The sequence below is a fragment of the Streptomyces sp. NPDC091279 genome, from assembly GCF_044757465.1.
Lineage (GTDB): Bacteria > Actinomycetota > Actinomycetes > Streptomycetales > Streptomycetaceae > Streptomyces.
Genome location: NZ_JBIVVA010000004.1, coordinates 336634 through 360150, shown reverse-complemented (window position 1 = coordinate 360150; position 23517 = coordinate 336634). Strand labels below are relative to the sequence as shown.

Here is a 23517-nt window from a genome sequence, read left to right as displayed (position 1 = left end):
TCGTCCCGTGTCTGCGGCGTGATCGGCCGGACAGGTCCTAGGCGCGCTGCTCCGCCGTCCGTTCCCCGCTTGCGGCGAGGCCCGCGCTCCACTTCTCCTCGATCCGGCCGAACTTCCACACCAGCAGGGCGATCACCCAGGTGGCGAAGAACAGGCCGACGATGACGAAGCCGACGATGTTCAGGTCGAGGCCGCCGACCCAGTCCCAGAAGGGCCCGTGCAGATCGAGCTTCTCGGCGAGCAGGCCGAGGAGTTCGACCGTGCCGATGATCAGGGCGACGGCGACGGACAGGCCGGTGATGGTGAGGTTGTAGTAGACCTTGCGGACCGGCTTGGAGAACGCCCAGCCGTAGGCGAAGTTCATGAACGAACCGTCGATGGTGTCCAGCAGGGACATGCCCGCGGCGAACAGCACGGGCAGGCACAGGATCGCGTACCAGGGCAGCCCCGAGGCGGCGCCGGACCCGGCGAGGACCAGCAGGGCGATCTCGGTGGCGGTGTCGAAGCCGAGGCCGAAGAGCAGGCCCAGCGGGTACATCTGCCAGGACTTGGTGATCGACTTCATGAAGCGGCCCAGGATGCGGTTCATCAGGCCGCGGTTGTTGAGCTGCTCCTCCAGGGCGGCCTCGTCGAAGTGCCCGGAGCGCATCCGGCGGAACACCTTCCAGATGCCGGCCAGGATGACGAGGTTGATGCCGGCGATGACATAGAGGAAGGTGCCGGAGACGGTGGTGCCGATCAGGCCGGTGACGTCGTGCAGCCGTGAGCCGTCGTCACGGACGGGCCCGGCGAGGGTGCGCACGCCGAGGGAGAGCAGCAGCGCGAGCCCGAAGACGATGCTGGAGTGGCCGAGCGAGAACCAGAACCCCACCGACAGCGGACGTTGCCCCTCGCCCATGAGCTTGCGGGTGGTGTTGTCGATGGCGGCGATGTGGTCGGCGTCGAAGGCGTGCCGCATGCCGAGGGTGTACGCGGTGACGCCGATGCCGATGCCGAAGGACTTCTCGCCGATGCTGTAGTGGTGCGGCGCGACGATCGCCACCAACGTGAACCAGCCGATGACGTGCAGGGCGATGACGAAGGCGGCCATCCCGCCGACCCTGGTCCACTCCTGACGTGTCATCGAGTTCCGGACCCGCTGCCAGGTCGAGCGCCCGGCCCCGGGCGGGGCGGGAGAAGGGGGCGCGGAGTCGGGTGCGGCCGTCATCGGGAGGGCGTGTCCTTCGGTCGTACGGGCATGCGGCTGCGGTCGGCAGCCTCACGCCATGGTTCCGTACCTGCAAACTATGCGCAATAAAGGTGGCGACAGACCTTTCTCATGGGTGATTCAAGGCAGCCCCAAAAGAAGGTAAAGTCGACCGTTCCGGGCTCATAGTGCCCGGCGGCGCACCAGCACCCCCAGCACCACGAGGCCCGGCAGCAGCGGGAGCCACACCGTCAGCAGCCGGTAGCCCATCACCACGGAGGCCGCCGCCTCGGCCGATGCCCCGCTCAGCGTGAAGGCGACGGCGAGGGCGGCGTCCAGCGAGCCGAAGCCGCCCGGGGTGGGCAGCAGGGCGGCGGCGCTGCTCGCGGCGAGGTAGAGGAGCGTCACCCGCACCGGGTCCAGAGGCAGCGCGACGGCCCGCGTCACGCCGTTCACCACCAGCGCGTGCAGCAGGACGAAGGCCAGCGCGCCGCCCCACAGCGCAGCCGCCCGGCGTGGACAGGCGTGCACGGCCCGCACATCGGCCGACACCGCCGTGAGGGCGTCCCGGCACCGGGGCCACAGCCGGGTGCGCGGCGCCACGGCGGCCAGCAGGGCGGGCACGAGGAGCAGGGCGAGGGCCAGGCCGGGGGCGAGGTGCGGCGGCCGCAGGACGCCGGGGCGGGCCAGGGCGAGAGCCGCGATCAGGACGCAGCGCACGACGGCACTCGCCGTGGTCCTGACGGCCAGCGCGGTCGCCGCCCGGCCGGCGCCGAGCCCGCAGCGCATCAGGAAACGGATGGTCACGGCCCCGGCGCCGAGGCCGACGGGCAGCAGGTGGTTGGCGCTGGACGCGGCGAACTGGGCGGCCAGCAGGCGGCGCGGGGGCAGTCGTTCGGGTACCGCGCCCTGCTGGGTGAGGGCCGAGGCGGCCCAGGTGCCGAGCGCGGCGACGGCGGCCAGCAGCAGCCAGCCGTGGTCGGCGCCCGCGAGCCGCCCTGCCCCGTGGGCGACGACCGGCCAGTGCCGGCGGGCCAGGCAGACCGCGCCCACCAGCACGGCGAGGGCCAGCCCGGCCTGCCACCACGCCCGCCTGCGGATGCCGTCGGTGACGACGGCCGACGGTGCGGTCATCCCCCGGCCCCGCTCGCCCCGGGCGCGATGTACAGGGTCACGTCACCGACCCGGTGGACGCGCCAGCCCTGGGCGTAGTCGGGTCTGCGGGCGTCCGGCGCGGCGAGCGCGGCCACCGGCATCTCCCGGGCCGCGTCGACGATGGCGGCGCGGGTGGTGTTGGCGTTGTGGCCGTGGACCGACGCCGAGGAGCAGCCCGCGTAGTAGGCGATCGGGATGGACTCGGGGCCGGTGAGCAGGCAGGGCGGGCGGACCCCGAGGCGGTGCAGGGCGGTGGCGAGGTCGGACCAGTCGCGGTGGGTGGCGGTGGTGCGGCGGACCGTGCGGTGCAGCACCTCGTACTGGACGGCGAGGTGCGCGGCCAGCGCGGCGGCGACGACGGTGACCGTGACCGGCCGCCACCGCCCCGCCGCCGGACCGGTCACGGTGAGCAGGGCGTCGGCGATCGGGAGGGCCAGCAGCGCGTAGGCGGGCAGCAGGAAGCGGGGAGCCGCGTAGCCGATCAGGAACAGGTAGGGGAAGGCGGCGCTCGCCGCGCAGGCGAGCGGCACCAGGGTGCGGGTGGTGCGACGGTCCCGGACGGCGACGGCGAGGCCGAGGGCGGCGAGCGGGGGCAGGGCGTACCACCAGACGGTGACGGCGACGCCGGGCAGCGTGCCGGAGCAGGGGCGGCACAGCGACCGGCCGCCGAGGCTGCGCAGTTGGTCGACGGCGGCGAGGTGCCAGCCCAGGCCGCCCTGGATGTCGGAGCCCTCGGCGAGACGCCGCGCCGGACCGCCGTAGCGCGTGTAGGCCTCGACCACCCACTCCGCCGAGCCGCCCACCAGGCCGACCATGAGCGCGGCGAGCGGCCGCCACCACCGGCGCACGAGCGCGAGGACGCACAGCGGCAGCACCACCCACACCGCGTCCATCGGGCGCATCCACGCCATCAGGCAGCCGCTCGCGGCGAGCCCCCACCACGCGCCCCGGTCCCGGCGGTCGGCGCGAACCCGCAGGAAGCAGCCGACGGCGGCCAGGGCGCCGACGGCGACCCAGTAGTTCGGCATGACCTGCGGGCCGTAGAAGAGGGTCACCCACAGGGTGGCGAACAGGGCACCGGCAAGCGCCAGGACGCGGGCCGGGAAGAGTCCGCGCCAGCTGCGCAGCGCCCCGTAGAGGGCGGCCCCGGACAGCAGGGCGAGGTAGATCCGCAACAGTGCGGTGGACGACGACCAGGACGCGACCGGCGCGACCAGCAGGGAGACGCCCCGGGCGCGCGGGGCGCTGAAGAAGGCGGCGGGCGCGTGCGTGCCGACCTGGCTGACGTACACCGTCTCGTCCCAGCCGAGGCCCATGCCGGGCCGGACCAGGACGAGTTGCGCGAGCGTGAAGAGGGCGGCGACCGTGCCGAGGAGGAGGTCGCCCCTGCCGTGCCGGTCGGTCCCGGGTCCCGCCTCGGTGCCGGGGCGTCGTGATCCGGCGAGCGGGAGGGGTGCGCTGTCGGTCATCGTCCGTCCCCTCCCCCACCCCGTACCCCCCGTAGGGGTAAAGGGGAGAAACCGGGAGTTCGTCGCGGAAGTCGCCGTAAGAAGCGGGAAAAGTCAAGGACAAACTATCCAACACCCCCCGTAATCACCCGATGGATACGGCTGGACAGGTGACGGCCGCCCCCTCTTCCCGGGCCCGCGCTCCCCCGGTCCGCGCCCGGCTGGCAGACTCGCCCGTGTGTCGCCCACGTTCCCCGAACTCCTCGTCCGCGCCCGCTCGCTCACCCGCCCCGGAGGTCCGCGCGCGGTCCTCGGGATCACCGGGAGCCCGGGCGCGGGCAAGACGACGCTGGCCCGGCGACTGGTCCAGGAGCTGACCGCGGACGGCGAGCCGTGGGTCGCCCATGTGCCGATGGACGGCTTCCATCTCGCCGACGCGGAACTGGACAGGCTCGGCCGCCGGGACCGCAAGGGCGCGCCCGACACGTTCGACGCGGCCGGGTACGCGGCCCTGCTGGCGAGGCTGCGGGCGGAGTCGGACGGCGACGACGTCGTCTACGCGCCCGGTTTTGAACGCGTGCTTGAGCAGCCCCTCGCGGGCGCGCTGCCGGTACCCGTCGAAGCCCGGCTGATCGTCACGGAGGGCAACTACCTGCTCCTCGACACCGGCGCGTGGCGGCGGGTGCGGGACCAGCTCGACGAGGTGTGGTTCCGGGCGCTCGACGAGCCGGAACGCCTGCGCCGCCTGGTGGCCCGGCACGAGGAGTTCGGCAAGGACCACCGGGCGGCGCGGGCGTGGGCCCTGGGCACCGATCAGCGCAACGCCGACCTGGTGGCCGCGACCCGGCACCGCGCCGACCTGGTGGTCACCGGGGACTGAGCGGGCCCGACGCTCAGGCGCGCAGGGTGAGTTCGGGTTCGCCGTGGGCATCGCCCGCGGCCGGCCCGATGACGGCGGTGAAGGCGTCGGTGCGTACCGTCAGCCCGTCCTCGCCCTGGGCGAAGGTGACCGTCAGCGGCGCGCCGGAGCCATAGCGGACGGCGAAGACGTGCAGGTCGGCGGGGCCGTCCGGGAGCGGGTCCGCCTCCAGCGCCGTCGAGCTGACCAGGTGGCTCCAGCCCTCGTCGGGGCTGCCGTAGCCGCGCGGGTCCAGGGCGAGGGCGAACGCGGCCTGCTCCTGGGTGAGTTCGGCGCGGGCGTCGAAGTGGTCGATGCCCGGCGTCTGCGGGTGGGTCAGCCGCAGCGCGCCCGCCGAGGCGACCGCGCCCTCGGCGACCCGGCGGACCCGGTCGCCGTCGTCGGCCGCGTAGGGCAGGCCCGCCAGCAGGTACGGGGAGCCGGGCAGCCGCTGCACGGCGACGGCCGTCCACAGGAGGGTGCCGTCGGTGACGTACAACGACCGTACGTGGCGCAGCACATGGTCGCGGCCGACGACCGGCTTGATGACCAGCTTGGCGCTCAGCCCGTCGGCGCTGGCGTCGTGGACGCGGACCTCGCCCATCGGGCGGGTGAGGAGGAAGCCGTCGAGGACCGGGCCGAAGCCGTGCTGGCGGTGGGTCGCGGCCGGCAGGTAGTAGGTGCCTGCGGCCTCGATCAGGGCCGGGGTCATCCGGTCGTCGAAGGCCACCGAGACGCTCCCGGCGCGGAGTTGGTGCCGTGCGGGTGCGGTGGCCGGGGTGCGGTGCCAGCGGGTCGGGTCCTGGATCTGCCAGACCAGCATCCACGCGAAGTGGCCGTCGACGCCGCCGTCCGGCTTGACGGCGTGCCGGGCCCAGCGGCTGTCGCCCCGGTAGCGGCCGAGGTCGGCGCCGATCCGGGCGCTGAAGTACCGCAGCCCGAGGACCGACTCGAACGCGGAGTGCTGTTCGCTGTAGCGGGGGCCGCCGTTGTCGAAGCCGCCGACCGTGAGGCGGGCGTCGAGATAGCGGGCGAGGGCGTCACCGTCCTCGGCGAACACCGGCTCCCCGCTGACCCGGTGGGCCTGGGCGAGGAAGGACAGGGAGATCGGGCCGTAGTTGTTGTCGTAGGCGCCGCCGTGCTCGGGCACCAGCAGGGCGCCCCGGTCACCGACCCGGTGGGCGCGGATCTTCTCCTCGTAGAGGGAGAGCGCCCGGGCCCGCAGCACCTCGCCCTCGGCGGGCGGGAGATGACCGGCGAGCATCAGGCCGCCGACGACGCAGCCGATGGCCTGGTTGCCGGCCTCCTGCGGGTTGAAGAACGTCGTCCCGGTCAGCCAGCTCCAGTAGCCGCGCCCCAACTCGACCAGGTCCGCGCGCTGTTCGGCGTCGAGGAGGCCGTCGGCCGCGTCCAGCAGGTTGACCAGCTGGAGCAGGGCCCACACCGTGCTCGGCCAGTCACCGATCGGGTGGGCGCCCGCCTCCAGCACGTAACGGGCGTACGGGGTACCGGAGTTGCGCACCCGCAGGTTCGGGTAGCCGGGGTTGTCGTCCCGGTAGACCCGCTCGCGCAGATGGAAGGCGAGGCTGCGGTGGACCGCCTCCGGCAGGCGCGGGTCCTTCGAGCGCTGCCAGGCGAGGGCGAGCAGCGAGGTGATGCCGAGGGAGGTGTCCCCGATGTCGTCGAGGGCGTCGGGGTGTTCGAGGTTGCCCTCGGGCGTCAGCCGGGCCAGAGCCTGGGCGGCGACGTCGGCGAGGACGGCGTCGTAGGCCTCGGGGGTGTCGGGCAGGTCGTGCAACGGGCCGCGCTGGTGCGGGAGGTACAAGAGTCCTCAGCCCTTCATTCCGGATGTGGCGAGGCCTTCGACCAGCCTCTTCTGGAAGATGAGGAAGCAGATGAGGGTCGGCAGCAGGGCGAGCGTCGCCATCGCGAACATCGCGCCGTAGGACGAGCCGCTGGTCTGGTCGAGGAAGAGGGTCAGGCCGAGCGGCACGGTGAAGCGGGCGTTCTGCTGGAGGTAGACGAGCTGGCTCAGGAAGTCGTCGTAGCTCCAGATGAAGGTGAAGATCGTGGTGGTGATCAGGGCCGGCCGCATCAGGGGCAGGACGATCTTCCAGTAGATCTGGAGGGGGTTGGCGCCGTCCATCATGGCCGCCTGGTCCAGCTCGCGCGGGATGGAGCGGATGAACTGCACCATCAGGAAGATGAAGAAGGCGTCCGTGGCGAGGAACTTGGGCACGATCAGCGGCAGGAACGTGTTGATCCAGGTCAGCTTGTAGAAGATCGTGTACTGCGGGATCAGGGTGGCCTGCATGGGCAGCATCAGCGTGCCGAGCATCAGGCCGAACCAGAGCTTCTTGCCGCGGAACTCGAAGCGGGCGAAGGCGTAGGCGGCCAGCGAGCAGGAGATGACGTTGCCGATGACCGCGCCGATCGACACGATCAGCGAGTTGGTGATGTACAGGGAGAAGGAGTTGCCGGAGCCGCTCCAGCCCTTGGAGTAGTTCTCGGGTTGCAGCGCGTTCGGGATCAGCCCGGGGTGGGTGAAGATCTCCGTGTCGGGCTTGAAGGAGCTGCTGATCATCCACAGCAGGGGGTAGAGCATGACGATCGCGACGCCGATGAGCAGCGTGTGGATCAGGACGCGGCGGGGGCCGCGCAGCGAGCGCAGCTTGGCCAGCGGCGACGCGTTCGGGGTGATGACGGACATGGGGTGTTGACTCCTCACCGACGCTCAGGCGTTCAGTCGTCGTAATGAACCCAGTAACGGCTGGCGATGAAGTTGACCGCCGTGAATCCGGCGATGACCAGGAACAGCACCCAGGCCAGCGCGGAGGCGTACCCCATCTGAAGGTCGGTGAAGCCCTTCTTGTACAGGTACAGGGAGTACAGCATGGTGGTGTTGAGGGGCCCGCCGGTGCCGTTGCTGACCACGAAGGCGGGGGTGAAGGTCTTGAACGCGTCGATGATCTGGAGGACGACGTTGAAGAAGACGATCGGCGTCAGCAGCGGCAGGGTGATCTTGAAGAAGCGGGTCAGCGGGCCCACTCCGTCCAGCGCCGCCGCCTCGTAGACGTCCTTGGGCAGCTGCTTGAGGCCGGCCAGGAAGATCACCATCGGGGTGCCGAACTGCCAGACGGCCAGCAGGACGAGCGTGTAGATGGCGGTGTCGGGGCTGGAGATCCAGTCCTGGCCCTTGATGCCGAACCAGCCGAGGAAGTCGTTGAAGAGGCCGTCGCCGCCGAAGACCTGCCGCCACACGATGGCGACGGCGACCGCGCCGCCGAGCAGGGAGGGCAGGTAGAAGGCGGCCCGGTACAGGCCGATGCCCTTCAGGTCCCGGTTGAGCAGGATCGCCACGCCGAGCGCGAGGGCCAGCTTGAGCGGCACGGAGACGACGACGTAGAGCAGGGTGGCGTGCACCGAGTCCCAGAAGACCGGGTCGTCGGTGAACATCCGGTCGTAGTTCTGGGCGCCGACCCACTCCGGGGAGGTGAGCAGGTCGAACTTGGTGAACGACAGATACAGCGAGTCGAGCATCGGGTAGATCGTCAGCCCGAACAGGCCGACGAACCAGGGGGCCAGGAAGACGTACGGCCACCAGCCGCCGCCTCGTTTTCTCGCGAGCCGGCGCCGCATCCGTTCGCGTTCCCGCTCGTCGGTCGGGGTCGCCGGAGCCGGCGGCTCCTTCACGACCTCGCCGGTCTGCGCGGTGGTCATACTCATCTCCCTGGCCTCTCCCGGTGGTTCGTTGTGCGGTGCGGCGCTACGCCGACAGGATTCCGGCGGCCTGGTCGAAGAACTGGCCGAGCTGACCCTTGATCGTCTTCTTGCCGAAGGCGATCGCGAGGTTGGACTGGAACAGCAGGTCCCAGATCTGGTCGGCGCCCTGCGGCGGGGGCTGCGGTGCGGCCAGGACGTTGGTGGACTTGGAGACGCGCTTGGAGATGTAGTCGGCCATCGCGACGTTGCGCTTGTCGGTGGCGTCCAGGCCCCCGGAGATCAGCGCGCGGGCCTTCTCGGTCGGCGGGATGCCGCGCTGGAGCTTCATGTCCTTGATCGCGGTCTCGTCCTGCGCGAAGAACGACATGATCTTCACGGAGTCGGCGACCTTCTTGCTGGTCTTGGTCGCGCTGAGCAGCACACCGCCGTTGACGTAGTTGCCCTCGCGGGCGCCGGACCAGTCGCCCTGCGGGGTGGGCAGGAAGTCGAGCTGGGCGGAGGTGATGGAGCCGCCGACGCCGTAGACACCGGTGTCGAAGGTGATCAGGGCCTTGCCGATGACGACCGCGTTCTTGGTGAGGTCGTTGTGGGCGGCGGAGGTGATGGCGGGCGGCGGGCAGGCGTTGGACTTGCGCATGTCGGCCCAGTACTCCCACCACTCCTGGAGGGTGTCGGAGGTGAAGCCGAGCTTCTTGCCGTCGGTGGTGAAGAGTTGCTGACCCTTCTCGCGGGCGAAGATCTCGAACGCCTGGAGGGTGCCGCCGCCGACGTCGTCGACGCCGTAGATCTTGCCGCCGCTCTTCTTGTAGGCCTCGACGGAGATCTTCTTCAGGTCGGCCCAGGTCCACTCCGGGTCCGGGTAGGTCAGGCCGAGCTTCTCCAGGCCGCTGCGGTTGACGGTGAGGTCGTTGACGCCGATGCCGGAGGGGACGCCGTACAGCTTGCCGTCGACGGTGCCTGCGGCCAGCAGCGCCTTGGAGAAGCCGGTGAGGTCGAGGCTCTTGCCGACGTAGGAGTCGAGCGGGGCGAGGACTCCCTTGCGGGCGTACTGGGCGACCAGCGCGGTGTCCATCTGGAGCAGGTCGGGGGCGCTGCCGCCGGCGACCTGGGTGTTGAACTTGTCGAAGTAGCCGTCGTAGCCGGAGTAGCGCTCCTCGATCTTGATCGAGGTGTTCTTCTTCTCGAAGTAGGCGAGCGCCTTCTTGTAGGCGGCGTGCCGCTCGTCGCTGCCCCACCAGGTCATCGTCAGCTCGTCGCTGGTCGAGCCGGCGCCGGTGCCGCCGCCGCAGGCGGTGAGGGCGCTGCCGAGCGCGCCGGCGACGGCGAGACCGCTCGCGGAGCGGATGAGGGTTCTGCGCGAGATCTGGTGACCCACCGGGTCCTCCTTGGAGGTGCGTGTCGAATCCCGGCCGAACGGTGCGGCACGGGGGTGCGATCTGCTCTGGGGTGCTCTCCGGGTGCACGGCCTCGCCCGGGCCGCGTCGCCCCTGTCAGATGGGGGTCCCCGGCCCTTTTCGGCCGTTGCCTCGCGAGCACGCCCTCGCTGGGCTGCCGTACGTCGGTTCGCGTACCGGCGGGACGCTCACCCGAAGTCGGCGTCCCGGCCGACTTAGAAAGCGCTTGTCCGGACATTGGCAGACCGAGTCCGAGGCCGTCAATCCTTCGCCTGCGCGCCTTGGGTCACGTTTTGGACTCCCCGGGCCACGGCGAGCCGGGCGGCGCCCACCACGGTGCCGCTGTCCCCGACCCCGCTGCTGACCACCTCGGTGGGCCAGCTCAGACGGCCCAGCTCGGCCCGGACCCCGGGCAGCAGCTGCGGGTCGGAGCCGGTACTGCCGCCGAGCACGAGCAGCCCCGGATCGAGAACGGCGGTGACGGCGGCGGCCAGGCGGCCCACGTCGGCGGCGTGGGCGGCGACCACCGCACGCGCCGCCGCGCGCCCCTCCCCGGCCAGCCCGAAGAGCTGCTCGACGGTACGCGGCGCGGGACCGTCGATTTCCGGCCACGCGGCCTGGGCGCGGCGCAGCAGGGAGTGCGCCCCGACGTACTCCTCCAGGGCCTCCCGGTGGGGCGTGCGGCCCTCCTGCCACGGGTAGGGCAGCCGGGCCAGCTCGCCCGCCGCGCCGTTCGCCCCGCGCAGCACCTGGCCGCCCAGGACGATGCCGAGGCCTATGCCGACGCCGATCCGCAGGAAGCCGAAGCTGTGGCGCCCTTGGGCCGCGCCCTCGTGGAGTTCGGCGAGGGCGGCGCAGTTGACGTTGTTCTCCAGGCGGACCGGGACGCCGGGGGGCAGGGCGACGGACATCGCGTCGAAGACGGGGCCCGCCTTGGCGGTCGCCGGGCGCATGCCGGTGCCGGTCCCGTCGAGGGCGGCGACATCGCCGACGGCGACGACGATGCCGCGCAGCGGGGTGCCGGCGGGCAGCGCGGACAGGGCCTCGCGGACGGGCTCGGCGGCCTGTTCGCGGGGGGCGGCGGTGTCGGCGAGGAGGCTGCCGTCCAGGGCGCAGGCCCGGACCAGGGTGCGATGCGGGCCGAGGTCGACGGCGAGGACGGCACCGGCGGCGGGGCCGAGGCCGTACACGGCGGCGGAGCGGCCGGTGGAGCCGGAGACGGTGCCGGAGCGGGCGGCGAGCCGGGCGCCCTCCAGCTCGGCGACGGCGGAGGAGACCGTCGGCTTGGACAGGCCCGCGAGGCCGGCGAGTTGGGGCCGGGTGGCGCTGCCCGCCCGGGCCAGCACGGCGAAGACGGCGCTCGCGCTCTCGGTGAGGCGTGGGGCCTCGGCCACGACGTGGTGCACAGTTCCCCCATGGGTCAGGGGCCGTGCTCCCGAGTGGGGCGGGGCACGGCGACGGGATGGCCCTCGCGTCGCGAACTGCCCGCCACGGCGGCCCGAACGGCCGTTTCGGTGGTCGAGTGTGCGACGACTCTTGACGCACTGTACTTCGTTAGTTAACTTCCTAACGAAGTACACGGTACTCGCCTGCCGTGCTCCGAACGAGGCCCGTCCCGGGGCTTCCCGACTTCCTCAACTCCCTTTCCATCAGGCACGGTTCGCCCACCGTTCGCAGCTTCGCGCAACGACGAAAGAGGACCCGTGCAGGACACTTCCGCCACGCGCCCGCTCGTGGTCGGCATCGACGTGGGCGGCACCAAGACGCACCTTCGGGCGCACGCGGGCGACGACACCGTCGCCGACCACGTGCGCCCGAGCGCCGGTTGGCGGCCGCACGACCCGGTGGCCGCCGCCTCCTGGCTGGCGGCGCTGGTCGCCGACGCGCTGCCCCCGGGCACCCGGCCCGACGCGCTGGCCGTCGGCGGTCACGCCTGCGAGACCCCGCGCCAGTGCGCGCAGATCCGCGCCGCCCTGAGCGCCCACCTGGACGCGTCCGCGCTGGTCGTCGGCGACGCCGAACTCCTCGTTCCCGCCGCCGGGTTGGAGCGGGGCGTCGGTCTGGTGGCCGGCACCGGTTCGGTCGCCGTGGGACGGCTGGCCGACGGCAGCCCGGTGCAGGTCGGCGGCTGGGGGGCGGTCCTCGGGGACGAGGGCGGCGCGGCCGGTCTGGTCCGTGAGGCGGCGCGGGCGCTGTGGGCGGCCCATGACCGGGGCGAGGCGCCCGACGCCCTCGCCGGCCTGCTGACCGAGGCGTTCGCCGTGGCCGAGGTCCCGGCGCTGGGCGACGCGTTGGAGTCCGCCACCGACATCTCCGCCACCTGGGGCCGGCATGCCCCGGTGGTGTTCGCCGCCGCCGAGGCGGGCTCCGCGCTCGCCCGGGACGTGATCGCGGAGGCGGGCCGGGCGCTGGCCGGGCTCGTCGAACGGCTCGCCGCGCGCGGTCTGGTGGTGGACGACGTGGTGGTGGCGGGCAGCACCGTGCTCGCGCAGCCTCCCCTCTATACGGCGTTCACCGACGCGCTCGCCCGGTCCGTGCCGTCGGCCCGGCCGCAGCCGCTGCGGGTGGCGCCGGTGGTGGGCGCGGTGGCGCTGGCCCGTTCGATCCTGTGAACCGGTCGGCCCGGGTTCACCTGGGCGCCATGTCGCGGACCCCGGGGCATCGCCGTGGGGTCAGGACCCGGCCGTAGATCTTCATCCCAGGCACCACAGGGCACCCCGGTCCCCGCCGTACCGGGTGCCCCGCGCTCGCCCGTTCCCTCCCGGCCGTTCGGCCGCAGCATTCAAGAGAGGCCCCCGTATGCCGTCATCCGCCCGGTCCCAGTCCCCCCAACTCGCCGTCGGCAGGCGGGGGTTCCTCAAGACCTCGCTGGGCGCCTCGGCCGGGGTGCTGGCCGCGCCCACCCTGGTGTCCTGGCTGGCCGCCGCCGACGCCAAGGCCGCCACCGGTGCCGCCTTCGTCGACGCCTACCAGACCAACGTCGCCGCGAACCTCACCCCCGAGACCAACGCCGTCGTCCGCGTCCTCGGCGGCATGGCGCAGGCGTGGAAGACCGGCGCCGCCTGGAACACCGGCACCCCGCGCGAACGTGAGCTGCTGCGCGCCAACGTGCGCTACTCGGTGACGATCACCACCGCGCGCACCCCGGCGCAGGCGAAGGAGGCGTTCCTCTACGACCGCCAGCACCAGAGCTACGCGATGATCGCGGGCCTCGGTCCGCTGGCCGGCCTGTACGCCTCCGGCGCCCTCGCGGTCACCTCGATCACCAGCGCCCCCGACGGCACGCCCGCGACCACGATCGACGACGCGGTGCCCGCCGACGCGCCCGCCGGTGCGGCCCTCGGCCCCGGTGCGCACGACTCGGCGCTCGGCAAGGTGGCCGAACTGGTCGACACCCTGCGCGGCCCGTACGCCTCGGGCAACCCCGCCAAGGCCGCCTTCCAGTACCCGCGCCCGTGGCGGCTGAACGAGGACAGCCAGGTCGTCGACACCGGGCGCACGGACGCGTTCGGCTACCCCGTCTACGACTCGAAGGTCGTCGTCGCGCCCCAGCTCCTGCGCCAGCGCGGGACCACCCCGGCGAGCGACGGCGGTTTCCCGAGCGGTCACACCAACGCCTTCCACCTGGCGGCGCTGGCGTACGCGTACGCGGTGCCCGAGCGGTTCCAGGAGCTGGTGACGCGCGCCCTGCACCTGAGCCACACCCGCATCGTGGCCGGCATGCACTCGACCCTGGACGTGGTCGGCGGCCGCATCATGGCGACGGCGCTGGCCGCGGCGACCCTCGCGGACCCGGCGAACGCCGCGCTCAAGTCCGCCGCCCGCGCGCAGGCCCTGGCCTACTTCGAGCAGCACACCGGCACCACCGCCGACACCCTCTACGCCTACGCCCACCGGGCCGCCCCCGGCACCGACCCGTACGCCGACCGCGACGCCAACGCCCGCGCCAACAAGGGGAAGTTGACGTATGTGCAGACCCGGCACGGCCACAGCACGCCGCTGACCGTGCCGAAGGGCGCCGAGGTGCTCCTGGAGACACGGCAGCCGTACCTGAGCGCGGCCCAGCGCCGCGCGGTGCTGCGCTCCACGGCACTGCCGTCGGGGTATCTGCTGCTCGACGGGTTCGAACAGTGGGGGCGCCTTGACCTGTTCACGGCGGCGGACGGCTACGGCTCGTTCGAGTCCGACGTGACGGTCACGCTGGACGCGGCGGCGGGCGGCTTCGGCGCGGCCGACGCCTGGCGCAACGACATCGACGGCCACGGCGGCCTCACCAAGCGCGGCACCGGCACGCTCACGCTGACCGGCCACAACGCGTACACGGGCGGCACGAGTGTCGAGGCGGGCACGCTGGTGGCGGCGTCGGCGCACGCCCTCGGCCACGGCGATGTGCGGGTGACGGGCGGCACGTTGCGCCTGGCGCGTGCGGTGCGGGTGCACGGCGTGTACGCCCAGGAGAAGGCCACCCTGGAGCTGACGCTCCGCTCGGGCCGGACGCCGGCCCTGGAGGTCACCCGGCGGGTGGTGCTCGGCCAGGGCGGCGTGCTGACGCTGCGGCTCGACGCCGAGCGGCCCCCGGCGGCGGGAGCGGTGCTGCGGGTGCTGTCGGCTCCGGCACTGCGCGGCCGTTTCGACCGGGTCGAGGTGAACTCCGACCGGCTGCGGGCCGTACCCGTCTACACGGCGGACGGTCTGTCGGTACGACTCGTGAAGCGGTGACGCCCCCGGCGGCGGGAGCCGATGCGACCGTGGGCCCATGCACCGGGCCCCGCTCGCTCCCGCCGCCCCGCGCCCACCGTGGGGCGGATGATGACGCACGAACACCTCACCGGGACCCGGCAGCCGGTCCCGGCACCCCGCGCCCAGGAGCAGCACCCCCGGCCCGCGCCCGGGCCGCGCCGGTGGCTGCTGCCGCTCCTGGTGGCCGCGCTGCTCGCCCAGATGGCGGTGGCGATGGTGACGACGGCGCTCCAGCAGACGCCGACCATCGACGAGCCGGTGTACGTGGGCACGGCCGCCGACTACCTCCATGAGCACCGTCTGCGGCTCAATCCCGAACACCCGCCGCTGGGCAAGCTGGTCGTCGCGGCCGGGGTGGCCGTCGCCGGTCCCCGCGTCGACACGGCGTTCCCGGGGGACCAGGGCGCGTTCGGACGCCATCTGCTGTACGCGTCGGGCAACGACCCCTGGCGGCTGATGTTCTGGGCCCGCCTCCCGGTGATCGTGCTGACCCTGCTGTTCGGGCTCGTGGTGTTCGCGTTCGCCCGGGAGGTCGCGGGCGCCCCGGCCGGATCGGTGGCGCTGGCCCTGTACACCTTCTCCCCCGACCTCGTCGCCCACGGCTCGCTGGCCACGCTCGATGTCCCGGCGGCCGGTTCCGTGCTGACGTCGGTGTGGCTGCTGTGGCGGGCGCGCGGTCGAGCCCGCTCTCACCTGCCGCTCGCCGGGGCGGCGTTCGGGGCGGCGCTGGCCACGAAGATGAGCGTGCTGCCCGTGGTGCCGGTGGTGCTGGCGCTGGCCGGGTGGGCGGTGTGGCACGCCGGTGCGCCGGATCGCCGGACGGCGCTGCTGCGGGCGGTGAAGGGGGCGGCCGTGGTCGCGGTGGTCGCCGTTGCCGTCGTGTGGCTGTCGTATCTCGTGGTGGACCCGAGGCTGCGGTGGTCGCCGGGGGAGCCGGTGCCGGCCGTGCACGGGGTGCGGGGGCTGCTGGTGGAGCTGATGCCGTTCCCGGAGGCGTACCGGGACGGGATGCGGGTGCAGTTCGCCTTCGAGGAACTCCCTTGGCAGGGCTTCCTGTTCGGGCACCTCTACACCGGGTCGCTCTGGTACTACCTGCCGGTCGCGCTGCTGGTGAAGACGCCGCTCGGCATGCTCGTGCTCGGGGCCGCGGGGGTCGTCGCGCTGGTGTCCGTACGGGAGTTGCGGCCCGCCGCGCCCCATGTGCTGGTCCCGGCCGCCGTGTTGCTGCTCTCGGCGATGCAGGGCGCCCGGGACTTCGGGACACGGTACGCCCTGTTCGTGCCGATGTTCCTGGCCGTGGCGGCGGGGTGTGTGCTGGCGTCGCGGGTGCGGTGGGCCGCGGTGGCCACGGGTGCGCTGGTGCTGTTCGTGGCGGTCAGTTCGGCGCGGACGTTCCCCTTCTAGCGGGGTGCCGTCCTTCTACGGCATCGACGCGGCCGATCCGCGCCGGGTGCCGCCACGGGAGGTGCGCGGGCTGCTCGTGGTGTCCGACTCGGCGGCGGCCAAGGCGCGAGGGCGGCTCGCGGCGCTGCTCGACACCGCCCGGCCGGTCGAGGACGTGGGGCATTCGATCACGGTCTACCGGCGCTGAGGGCCGCCTCCTGAGCGCCCCGGACCAGCCAGGACGGCCACGGTGCGTGAGCTATGTTGAGGCACTGTGGCAGACAAAGAAGGAGTACCGGTGTCCTCGCCGCAGCAGGCACGCGCCCAGGCGTCCGCGATCACCTCGGGCCGGTCCGATCCGGAGGCCGAGGCCTCCCCGACCTCGCAGCTGCGCGCCCTCTTCGACCGGCCGCCCCTCTCCCCCGGCCAGCGGCGCATCGCCCAGTACCTGATCGAGCACATCACCGAGGCCGCGTTCCTGTCGATCACCGACCTCGCCGAACGCGTCGGCGTCAGCCAGCCGTCGGTGACCCGGTTCGCCGGCGCGGTCGGCTTCAGCGGTTATCCGGCGCTGCGCGAGAAGCTCCAGGCGATCGCCCTGGGCAAGCTGGCGGGCGGCCCCGGCGCGGCCGACGACAACGGCGGCAACGAACTCCAGGCGGCCGTCGACGCCGAGATCGAGAACCTGGAGAACCTGCGGCGCGACTTCGCCGACCCGGACCAGGTCATCTCGGTGGGCCGGGCGCTGTCGGCGTCCACCCCGCTGACCGTTCTCGGGCTGCGCATCTCGGCGTCCCTCGCCGAGTACTTCGCCTACGCGGCCCGCCGTATCCACCCCGATGTGCGGCTGGTGACGGGCAGTGGGAGTGTCGCCTACGACGCGTTGTTGCAGTCCCGGGAGGCGGGCGGCAGCTGGGTGCTGGCGTTCTCGCTGCCCCGGCACGCCCAGGAGACGCTGACGGCCGTGCGGGTCGCCCGGGGTGCCGGGCTGCGGGTCGCGCTCGTCACCGACCTGGCGCTCGGTCCGGTGGCCGACGAGGCCGACGTGACCTTCGCGACCGGCACCGGGTCGCGGCTGGTCTTCGACTCCTACGCGGCGCCCGGGCTCATGGCGGCCGCGCTGCTGCAAGCCATGACCGACGCCGACCCGGAGCGCACCCAGGCCCGCCTCGACGAGTACGAACAGGTCTCCGACCAGCACCAATTCTTCCTGCGCGACTAGGCAACGGCCCCGGAGCCGTCCTAGATCACACCCCGCCCCACGGCTGCCATAGACGGACCAATCACAACAAATCACGCATGAATGTTTTCATGCGCCTTGCAAACCGATCGGCATATATAAATACTGCTCACGGATCTCGCACCGGTCGGCTCCGGGACGTGGTCCCGCATGCCCGTCCCCACCGTTCGCCGCATCCGCCCGCAGAAAGCCGACGATCCGCCCATGCGCCCGCACCACCCCCCGCAGCGCCGGCACCGTCCGCCTTCCCGGGCCCCTGAACGGACACCCCAGGCCGCCGTCTCCTACCCGCGTCGGCACCCGGGGCGTTCCGGTAGGGCCTCGCCCCGGCGAGCGCCCTTGGCGGCCCCGGTCATCCCCTAGGCCGGGGTCGCCCGCCCCCGTCGGACCACCCTCCACGACGCCGCACACCCGGAAGCGATGATCATGCAACTGACGACGACGCGCCTCAGCCCGGACTGGCCGTGCCAGGTCAAGTCGCCGGGTTCCTACGACTGGGAGCGCACGGCCGCCAAGTGGCTCCGCGAACTCGTGCCGGCCCGCTACGCCAGCTACCCGGCGTTCATCCGCCACCCGGTGCTGCTCGCCCGGCACGCCCAGATCCAGGTCCAGCACGAGATCCGGGTCGCCCGCACCGCGTTGCAGACCGCCCGCGCCGATCTGCCCGGGCTCGGGCTGCCGGAGTCGGTCATCGAGCACACCATCAAGCTGTACGCGGCCGAGGTGCTCCAGCTCCAGCACATCGCCCGCAGCGTCCGCGCCGTCACCCAGGCCCTGACCGACGCCGGCCGCTGACCGGCGACGTCAGCCGGTCCGTGACTCCAGGGCGGTGCGGGTGTCGTCGCCGTAGACGCCGTTCTCGTCGCCCCTGATGCCGTACCAGAGCTGGAAGCGGGCCACCGCCTCGGTGAGCGTGGCGTCGTAGGTGCCGCTGGTGGAGCCGTTCTCGTAGACGTTCGGGATCTTCAGCAGGCGTTCCTGGAGGTCACTCACCTCGGGTCCTACGGCGCCCTCGCGGAGGGTTCCGGCGCCGTCGGGGTCGGTGGAACCCGAGGGCGCGGGGGCCGGGGCCCGGGTGGCGGAGGCCGACGGTTCGGGCCGGGTGGTGGCCGCGTCGGTGCGGCCGGGCAGCAGCAGGGCGCAGCCGAATCCGATGACGGCCGCCGCGCCGACGGCGATCACTCCGGCGGCCAGCCGCTGGCCACGCCCGAGCCCGGACCGGCCCGTGTCACGGTCCGGCGCCCCCACATCCCGCCGGGTGTAGGGCTGTTCGCGCGGGAAGGACGGGAGTTCCTCGGTGTCGTCGTCGATGTTCCGGGAGCGCTCGGGCGGCAGGGTCACGGACTCGTAGTCGCGGTGCGCGCTCGCGGTCGCGTCGTCGCGGCTCTCCTGCATCTCCCGGATCAGTTCCGCCAGCGCGTCGGTGCGGCGCGGGCGCAGGACGCGGATGGGCTCCAACGGGGTGCGCTCGTCCGGTGGGCGGGGTCTCGATCCGGGCGGTGTGGGCACAGCGCTCTCCTTCCGTCCCGTGGCGGGGCTTCGGCGGCCCTCGCCTGAGAGATACGCGGCGGCGGCGCCGGAAGTTCAGCTGCACCGCGTACCCTCCGGAGGCTGCACTGAGTGCCATCGTTCAGCTGCTGGTGCTACGTTCCCGGCATGAGCCCTGGTGACCTGGTCGAGGGGAAGCCGCCCATGCGGGACGCGCTGGTCGCGGCGGCCTTCCGGCTGTTCCTGGAGCGTGGCTACGAACAGACCACGATCGACGACATCGTGGCCCTCGCCGGGGTCGGACGGCGGTCGTTCTTCCGGTACTTCCCCTCGAAGGAGGACGTGGTCTTCCCCGACCACGAGCGGTGCCTGGCCGACCTGACGGCCCATCTGGCCGCGAGCGCGCCGGACGCCGAGCCGGTGCGGCGGGTGTGCGACGCGGTCCGGATGGTGCTGCGGATGTACGCCGAGAACCCGGCCTTCTCCGTGCAGCGCTACCGCCTCACCATGGAGGTTCCGGGGCTGCGCGCCTACGAGTTGTCGGTGGTGTGGCGCTACGAGCGCGCACTCGCCGCCTACCTGCGGGCGCGGTTCGCGGGCAGCCGCGACGGGGAGCTGCGGGCGGATGTGATCGCGGCGGCGGTGGTCGCGGCGCACAACAACGCCCTGCGGTCCTGGCTGCGTTCGGACGGGGCGGGCGACGCGGGCGCGACGGTCGGCCCCGCGCTCGACTACGTCCGGGCGGCGTTCGCCGCCGATGTCCCGGCGCCCGCCGTGGCCGCCGCCGCGCGGGCCGGGGACGACATCGTGGTCGTCGTCGCCCGCCGGGGAGCGCCGATGTGGCGGGTCGTCCAGGAGGTCGAGTCGGCGCTCGGCACCCCGTGAGCGGAGATCCGCGGTGGTGGCGGAACGGAGTGTCTTTACGGGTGGCACTGAGTGCCATACGCTGGCGCTGTGCACGGCCGCGCCCAGGGCCGGGCATGTGCGTGCACGGCGCCCCGGCACGCGGATTCCGGCCCGAGCGCAGGGAGTTGACCAGCGTGTACCACCACTCAGGAAGCGTGGCCCGAACGGCAGGCGGCTCCGCTGCGGGCACCCTCGCGCCCCGGGCGACGGCGGACCGGGACGCCCTGCTCTTCCAGCGCTGCACCTGGTGCGGCACCGCCATGTACCACCGGCTGCTCTGTCCGGTCTGCCAGGGCAGCGACCTGCGCACGGAACGCAGCGCGGGCACCGGCACGATCCGGCACGCCACGGTGGTGCACCGCAACTCCCCCGCCGCCCGCAATGTCTCCCTGGTCGAGATGGCCGAGGGCTTCGTCGTCCGGGGCCGGGTCACGGGCCCGCTCATCGCCATCGACAACGGCGCCCGGGTCCGGCTGACGGCGGCCCGGGACGCGGTGCGCGGCGAGCCGGTGTTCCAGCTGATCGACGAGCCGATTCGGGCCTGGACCTGACGAATCCCCCAACTCGCGTGGCCCAGTTGTTAGTTACGTGTCAGATCTCGGCGCATCGACAACCCGCCGTCTCGCTCGCACGTCCTCCCTCACACGCGCGGCCCCTGTGACCCACGGGGCGCCTGAGCGCGGATCTGCGAGGAGGACCCCTCTTGACCTACACCCGATACATAGGGGTGATCGCCGCAGCGGTCCTGGCGGTGACGGCAGGAGCACCCGGCCCGGCCCAGGCGGCCGAACCCGGGGTCAGACCCGTCCCGGCGGCGGCCGACGGCACGCTCGCACCGGGCTGGCGGCTGACCGGCGAGGGGACGGACCGGGAGCTGGTCTGGCGGTCCACCGCACCGGTGCCGATGGGCGACGCGCGGGTCGACTTCTACGCCGGTGACCGGCTGCTCGGCACCCCGAAGCCGGGCAAGGACGGGCGGACCTTCCGCCTCGATCTCCAACGGCAGCAGAGCACAGGTGAGTTGACGGACCTTCAGGTGCGGTCCGGTGGGCGTGAGGTGGACGCGGCGGGCCGCACCGAGACCCCCGTCGGCAACCGCGCCGCCCTCGCCGCCCGGCTTCCGGCGAAGCTCCCGGCGAACTCCGTCGACCCGGGGAAGCCCGGCGCCTACACCACGACCACCGGCGCCTACACGCTCGACCCGGTCCGGCTGCCCGGCTACCCCCAGCCGGTCGAGATGCAGGCCGTGGTGGTCGCCCCGGAGAACGCCCCCGGCAAGCGCCCGCTGGCGCTGTTCCTGCACGGCCGCCATGTCACCTGCTACCAGGGCGACGACACGTCCGACCAGTGGCCCTGCCCCGAGGGCTCCGCGCCGGTGCCGAGCTACCGGGGTTACCTCCAGGACCAGCGCCTGCTGGCCTCCCAGGGCTATGTGACCGTGTCGATCTCGGCCAACGGCATCAACGCCCAGGACGGCACAGTCGAGGACGGCGGCGCCCAGGCCCGTTCCTCCCTGATCCGGCGGCACCTGGCCGACTGGGCCGACTGGGCCGCCGACCCGGCCACCGCCCCCGAGGCCGTCCGCGAGGCCCCGGCCGCCGACCTGGACCGGGTCCTGCTGGTCGGCCACTCGCGCGGCGGCGAGGGCGTCAACCGCGCGGCGCTGGACTCCCTCTACCCGCCGCCCGCCGACCAGGACGGCTACCACGGCCCGGTCGGCTGGCACATCCGCGGCACCGTCCTGATCGGCCCCACGCTCTTCGGCCAGAACCCGGTCGCGGACGTCCCCTCGGCGACGATCCTGCCGGGCTGCGACGGCGATGTCCTGGACCTCCAGGGCGAGGTCTACGTCGACGGCACCCGGGGCGTCAGCGACGGCGCCGCCCTGCACAGCGCGGTGTACATGGTCGGCGCCGACCACAACTTCTTCAACACGGAGTGGACCCCGGGCCAGGCCGAGGCGCCCGCCTGGGACGACTTCTACGACGACCCCGAACGGCCGGACGCGGTCTGCTCGCCGGGCACCGCGACCCGGCTCACCGCCGACCAGCAGCACCGGGCGGGCAGCACCTACATCGCCGCCGCCGCACGGCTGTTCCTCGCCGGTGACGACAACGCCCGCCCGCTCCTCGACGGTTCGGGCACCCGGGCGCCGTCGGCCGACCCGGCGCGCGTGCTCACCCACGCCGTCGGTGCCGCCCGCGCCGGTGGTTTCCTGCCGGACGACGGGATCGGCGTCGTGGGAGCCCGGCTCTGCTCGGCGATCGACCCGGACCGGGACACGGTCTGCCTCGACCCCGCGAAGCCCGGCCTGTCCCCGCACTTCGCGACGTGGGAGACGGCCAACGAGGTCGGCCGCGGCGCCGTCGCCCTGGACTGGACGGCACCCGGGTCACCGGCCGCCATGACCCCCGCCGCGCCCGTCTCGCTCGACGGCGCCGAGGAGTTGGCGCTGCGGATGATCGTGCCGCCGAACTCGACCGGCACCCGCCTCGACGTCGCCGTCACCGACGCGGCGGGACAGCGGGCCCCGCTCGGTGAGGTGACGGTCGACGGACTGCCCGGCTCCGCTCGCACGGCGTCCTACTGGGCCCGCGAGCTACGCGTCCCCCTCAGCGCGGCCACCGCCGCCGGACTCGACCTCCGGCACATCACGTCCCTTGAACTGACGCCCCGTTCGGACACCGGCAAGGTCTGGCTGATGGACGCCTGGGGCTGGCGGGCGGGCACCCCGGCGGTGCGGGAGGCCGCGCTGCCCCGGGTCGACCTCGGCCGCACGACCGTCCAGGAGGGCGACTCAGGCGTCCGGACCTACCGGGTGCCCGTCCAGGTCACCGGCGCCGGCACCGGACAGGTCCGGGTGTACGTGGTCCAGCGCAACGGCACCGCCGTCGAGCAGCTCGTGACCGTGCGTCCGGGCGGCCAGGACATCGACGTACCGGTGGAGGTGACGGGCAACACCCGCTACTCCTACGGCGCCGAGCACAACGTCGTCGTCAAGGCCGTGCGGGGCGCGGTGGTCGGCGCGCACCGGGGCGGGATCAGCGTCGAGGACGACGACCCGATGCCGACGTTCACCGTGACGCCGGTGGCGGACCGGGTGACCGAGGGGCAGCCGCTGACCTGGAGGCTGACCCTGTCCGAGGCCGCCGACGTGGGTCTCGGGGTGACGTTCGCGACGCGGCCGCCGGCCGACGGGGCCGAGCTGTCGACGCGGGACGTCGACCCCGGGTGGCTCGCCTCCCACGCCGACGTGGAGCCGGGCACCGATCTGCCGCTGTCGCGGGTGGCCTCGCTGTCCCTGTGGACCAATGTGCGCCAGGGCGGGCTCACCGGCGAGCTGAGCCTGCCGACGGTGACCGACGAGGTGGCCGAGCCCGAGGAGTCGGTACGCATCCTGTTCGTCGACGACAGCGGTGAACCGCAGGACGGCGGGGCCGAGTTGACGGGAACGGTGCTGGACGCGCCGTGACCTGACGGGCAACGCCGCGCGGCCCTTTCTCCAGGGCCGCGCGGCGTCGTCATGCGGGGGTGTCGAGGGCGATGCGGATGCCGACGGTGCCGGTGGCGCCCCGGCGCAGTCGGCTGCCCAGCAGGGTGAGGCGGCCGAAGATGCCGTACTTGCGGGCGAGGAGCTGCCGGTAGCGGACGGCGGTCGCCTCGTCGGTGATCTCGGCGGTGGCCGAAACCTGCTCGCCGGTCGGGTTGCCGCGCACATCGCAGGGGCCGACCAGGACATCGGCGCGGGCCCTGATGCGCTTCACCTTCCAGGAGTCGGCGACCGTCCACACCCCGAGCGTGGCCTCGTCCCTGACCACCCACACGGGGGTCGCGACGGGGCTGCCGTTCTTCCGGAAACTGGTGACGAGCAGGTACTTCCCGGCCCCGAGCCGCTCCAGCGTGGTGTCGTCCATACCGCCGAGTCTAGAGGCGGCTCCCGGTATCCGCCCGGTGTG

18 protein-coding genes and 1 pseudogene are annotated in these 23517 nt (G+C 73.1%); 9 read left to right on the top strand and 10 right to left on the bottom strand.

What is annotated here, in order from left to right; all coding sequences use genetic code 11:
* Window positions 1-37 precede the first annotated feature (37 nt).
* The 3 genes from ACIQOU_RS12025 to ACIQOU_RS12015 form a co-directional block, all read right to left on the bottom strand.
* On the bottom strand, window positions 38-1207 hold the full coding sequence (locus ACIQOU_RS12025) for a HoxN/HupN/NixA family nickel/cobalt transporter (protein WP_401536291.1): 1170 nt from the start codon (window positions 1205-1207) through the stop codon (window positions 38-40).
* Between the two features lie 162 nt (window positions 1208-1369).
* Complete coding sequence (locus ACIQOU_RS12020) at window positions 1370-2320, bottom strand: lysylphosphatidylglycerol synthase domain-containing protein (protein ID WP_401536289.1); 951 nt, start codon at window positions 2318-2320, stop codon at window positions 1370-1372.
* Window positions 2317-3810, bottom strand: a complete 1494-nt coding sequence (locus ACIQOU_RS12015; protein ID WP_401536287.1) for a hypothetical protein — start codon at window positions 3808-3810, stop codon at window positions 2317-2319. Before ACIQOU_RS12015 ends, ACIQOU_RS12020 begins: the two co-directional genes overlap by 4 nt.
* A 217-nt stretch (window positions 3811-4027) precedes the next feature.
* On the opposite strand from ACIQOU_RS12015, the gene ACIQOU_RS12010 reads away from it, so the two are divergent.
* The gene (locus tag ACIQOU_RS12010; RefSeq protein WP_401536285.1) at window positions 4028-4669 is read left to right on the top strand and encodes a nucleoside/nucleotide kinase family protein; all 642 of its coding nucleotides are present in this window, start codon (window positions 4028-4030) and stop codon (window positions 4667-4669) included.
* Between the two features lie 13 nt (window positions 4670-4682).
* On the opposite strand, the gene ACIQOU_RS12005 is transcribed toward ACIQOU_RS12010, so the two are convergent.
* From ACIQOU_RS12005 to ACIQOU_RS11985, 5 genes are all read right to left on the bottom strand, one after another.
* The gene (locus ACIQOU_RS12005) at window positions 4683-6512 is read right to left on the bottom strand and encodes a hypothetical protein (protein ID WP_401536283.1); all 1830 of its coding nucleotides are present in this window, start codon (window positions 6510-6512) and stop codon (window positions 4683-4685) included.
* 6 nt (window positions 6513-6518) lie between these two features.
* On the bottom strand, window positions 6519-7397 hold the full coding sequence (locus tag ACIQOU_RS12000; RefSeq protein WP_401536281.1) for a carbohydrate ABC transporter permease: 879 nt from the start codon (window positions 7395-7397) through the stop codon (window positions 6519-6521).
* A gap of 32 nt (window positions 7398-7429) precedes the next feature.
* Complete coding sequence (locus ACIQOU_RS11995) at window positions 7430-8407, bottom strand: carbohydrate ABC transporter permease (protein ID WP_401536280.1); 978 nt, start codon at window positions 8405-8407, stop codon at window positions 7430-7432.
* Window positions 8408-8453: 46 nt separating this feature from the next.
* Window positions 8454-9785, bottom strand: coding sequence for an ABC transporter substrate-binding protein (locus ACIQOU_RS11990; protein ID WP_401536279.1), 1332 nt, complete (start codon window positions 9783-9785; stop codon window positions 8454-8456).
* A 279-nt stretch (window positions 9786-10064) separates the two neighbouring features.
* Window positions 10065-11210, bottom strand: a complete 1146-nt coding sequence (locus ACIQOU_RS11985; RefSeq protein ID WP_401536277.1) for an ROK family transcriptional regulator — start codon at window positions 11208-11210, stop codon at window positions 10065-10067.
* Between the two features lie 297 nt (window positions 11211-11507).
* Between ACIQOU_RS11985 and ACIQOU_RS11980 the strand changes: the two genes are divergently transcribed.
* The 5 genes and pseudogenes from ACIQOU_RS11980 to ACIQOU_RS11960 all read left to right on the top strand — a co-directional run bounded on the left by ACIQOU_RS11980 (window position 11508) and on the right by ACIQOU_RS11960 (window position 17962).
* Window positions 11508-12416, top strand: a complete 909-nt coding sequence (locus tag ACIQOU_RS11980) for an N-acetylglucosamine kinase (protein WP_401536276.1) — start codon at window positions 11508-11510, stop codon at window positions 12414-12416.
* A 187-nt stretch (window positions 12417-12603) separates the two neighbouring features.
* Window positions 12604-14523, top strand: a complete 1920-nt coding sequence (locus ACIQOU_RS11975) for a phosphatase PAP2 family protein (protein WP_401536275.1) — start codon at window positions 12604-12606, stop codon at window positions 14521-14523.
* Between the two features lie 87 nt (window positions 14524-14610).
* Window positions 14611-16135 (top strand): annotated as a pseudogene (locus tag ACIQOU_RS11970) (ArnT family glycosyltransferase).
* A gap of 90 nt (window positions 16136-16225) precedes the next feature.
* Window positions 16226-17149, top strand: a complete 924-nt coding sequence (locus tag ACIQOU_RS11965) for a MurR/RpiR family transcriptional regulator (RefSeq protein ID WP_401536273.1) — start codon at window positions 16226-16228, stop codon at window positions 17147-17149.
* A gap of 438 nt (window positions 17150-17587) precedes the next feature.
* Window positions 17588-17962 carry a hypothetical protein gene (locus ACIQOU_RS11960; RefSeq protein ID WP_401536272.1) on the top strand — a complete coding sequence of 125 codons (375 nt, stop codon included), beginning with the start codon at window positions 17588-17590 and terminating at the stop codon, window positions 17960-17962.
* A 9-nt stretch (window positions 17963-17971) separates the two neighbouring features.
* Here the strand turns inward: ACIQOU_RS11960 and ACIQOU_RS11955 are convergent, their stop codons facing one another.
* Window positions 17972-18676: a peptidoglycan-binding protein gene (locus tag ACIQOU_RS11955; RefSeq protein WP_401536271.1), complete on the bottom strand. Its 705-nt coding sequence runs from the start codon at window positions 18674-18676 to the stop codon at window positions 17972-17974.
* A 183-nt stretch (window positions 18677-18859) separates the two neighbouring features.
* Between ACIQOU_RS11955 and ACIQOU_RS11950 the strand changes: the two genes are divergently transcribed.
* The 3 genes from ACIQOU_RS11950 (at window position 18860) to ACIQOU_RS11940 (ending at window position 23033) form a co-directional block, all read left to right on the top strand.
* The gene (locus tag ACIQOU_RS11950; RefSeq protein ID WP_401536726.1) at window positions 18860-19540 is read left to right on the top strand and encodes a TetR family transcriptional regulator; all 681 of its coding nucleotides are present in this window, start codon (window positions 18860-18862) and stop codon (window positions 19538-19540) included.
* A 155-nt stretch (window positions 19541-19695) separates the two neighbouring features.
* The gene (locus ACIQOU_RS11945; RefSeq protein WP_401536725.1) at window positions 19696-20112 is read left to right on the top strand and encodes a Zn-ribbon domain-containing OB-fold protein; all 417 of its coding nucleotides are present in this window, start codon (window positions 19696-19698) and stop codon (window positions 20110-20112) included.
* 152 nt (window positions 20113-20264) lie between these two features.
* The gene (locus ACIQOU_RS11940; protein ID WP_401536269.1) at window positions 20265-23033 is read left to right on the top strand and encodes a hypothetical protein; all 2769 of its coding nucleotides are present in this window, start codon (window positions 20265-20267) and stop codon (window positions 23031-23033) included.
* Window positions 23034-23082: 49 nt separating this feature from the next.
* Here ACIQOU_RS11940 and ACIQOU_RS11935 read toward each other — a convergent pair whose 3' ends face one another.
* Window positions 23083-23475 carry a PPOX class F420-dependent oxidoreductase gene (locus tag ACIQOU_RS11935; protein ID WP_401536267.1) on the bottom strand — a complete coding sequence of 131 codons (393 nt, stop codon included), beginning with the start codon at window positions 23473-23475 and terminating at the stop codon, window positions 23083-23085.
* Window positions 23476-23517 lie beyond the last annotated feature (42 nt).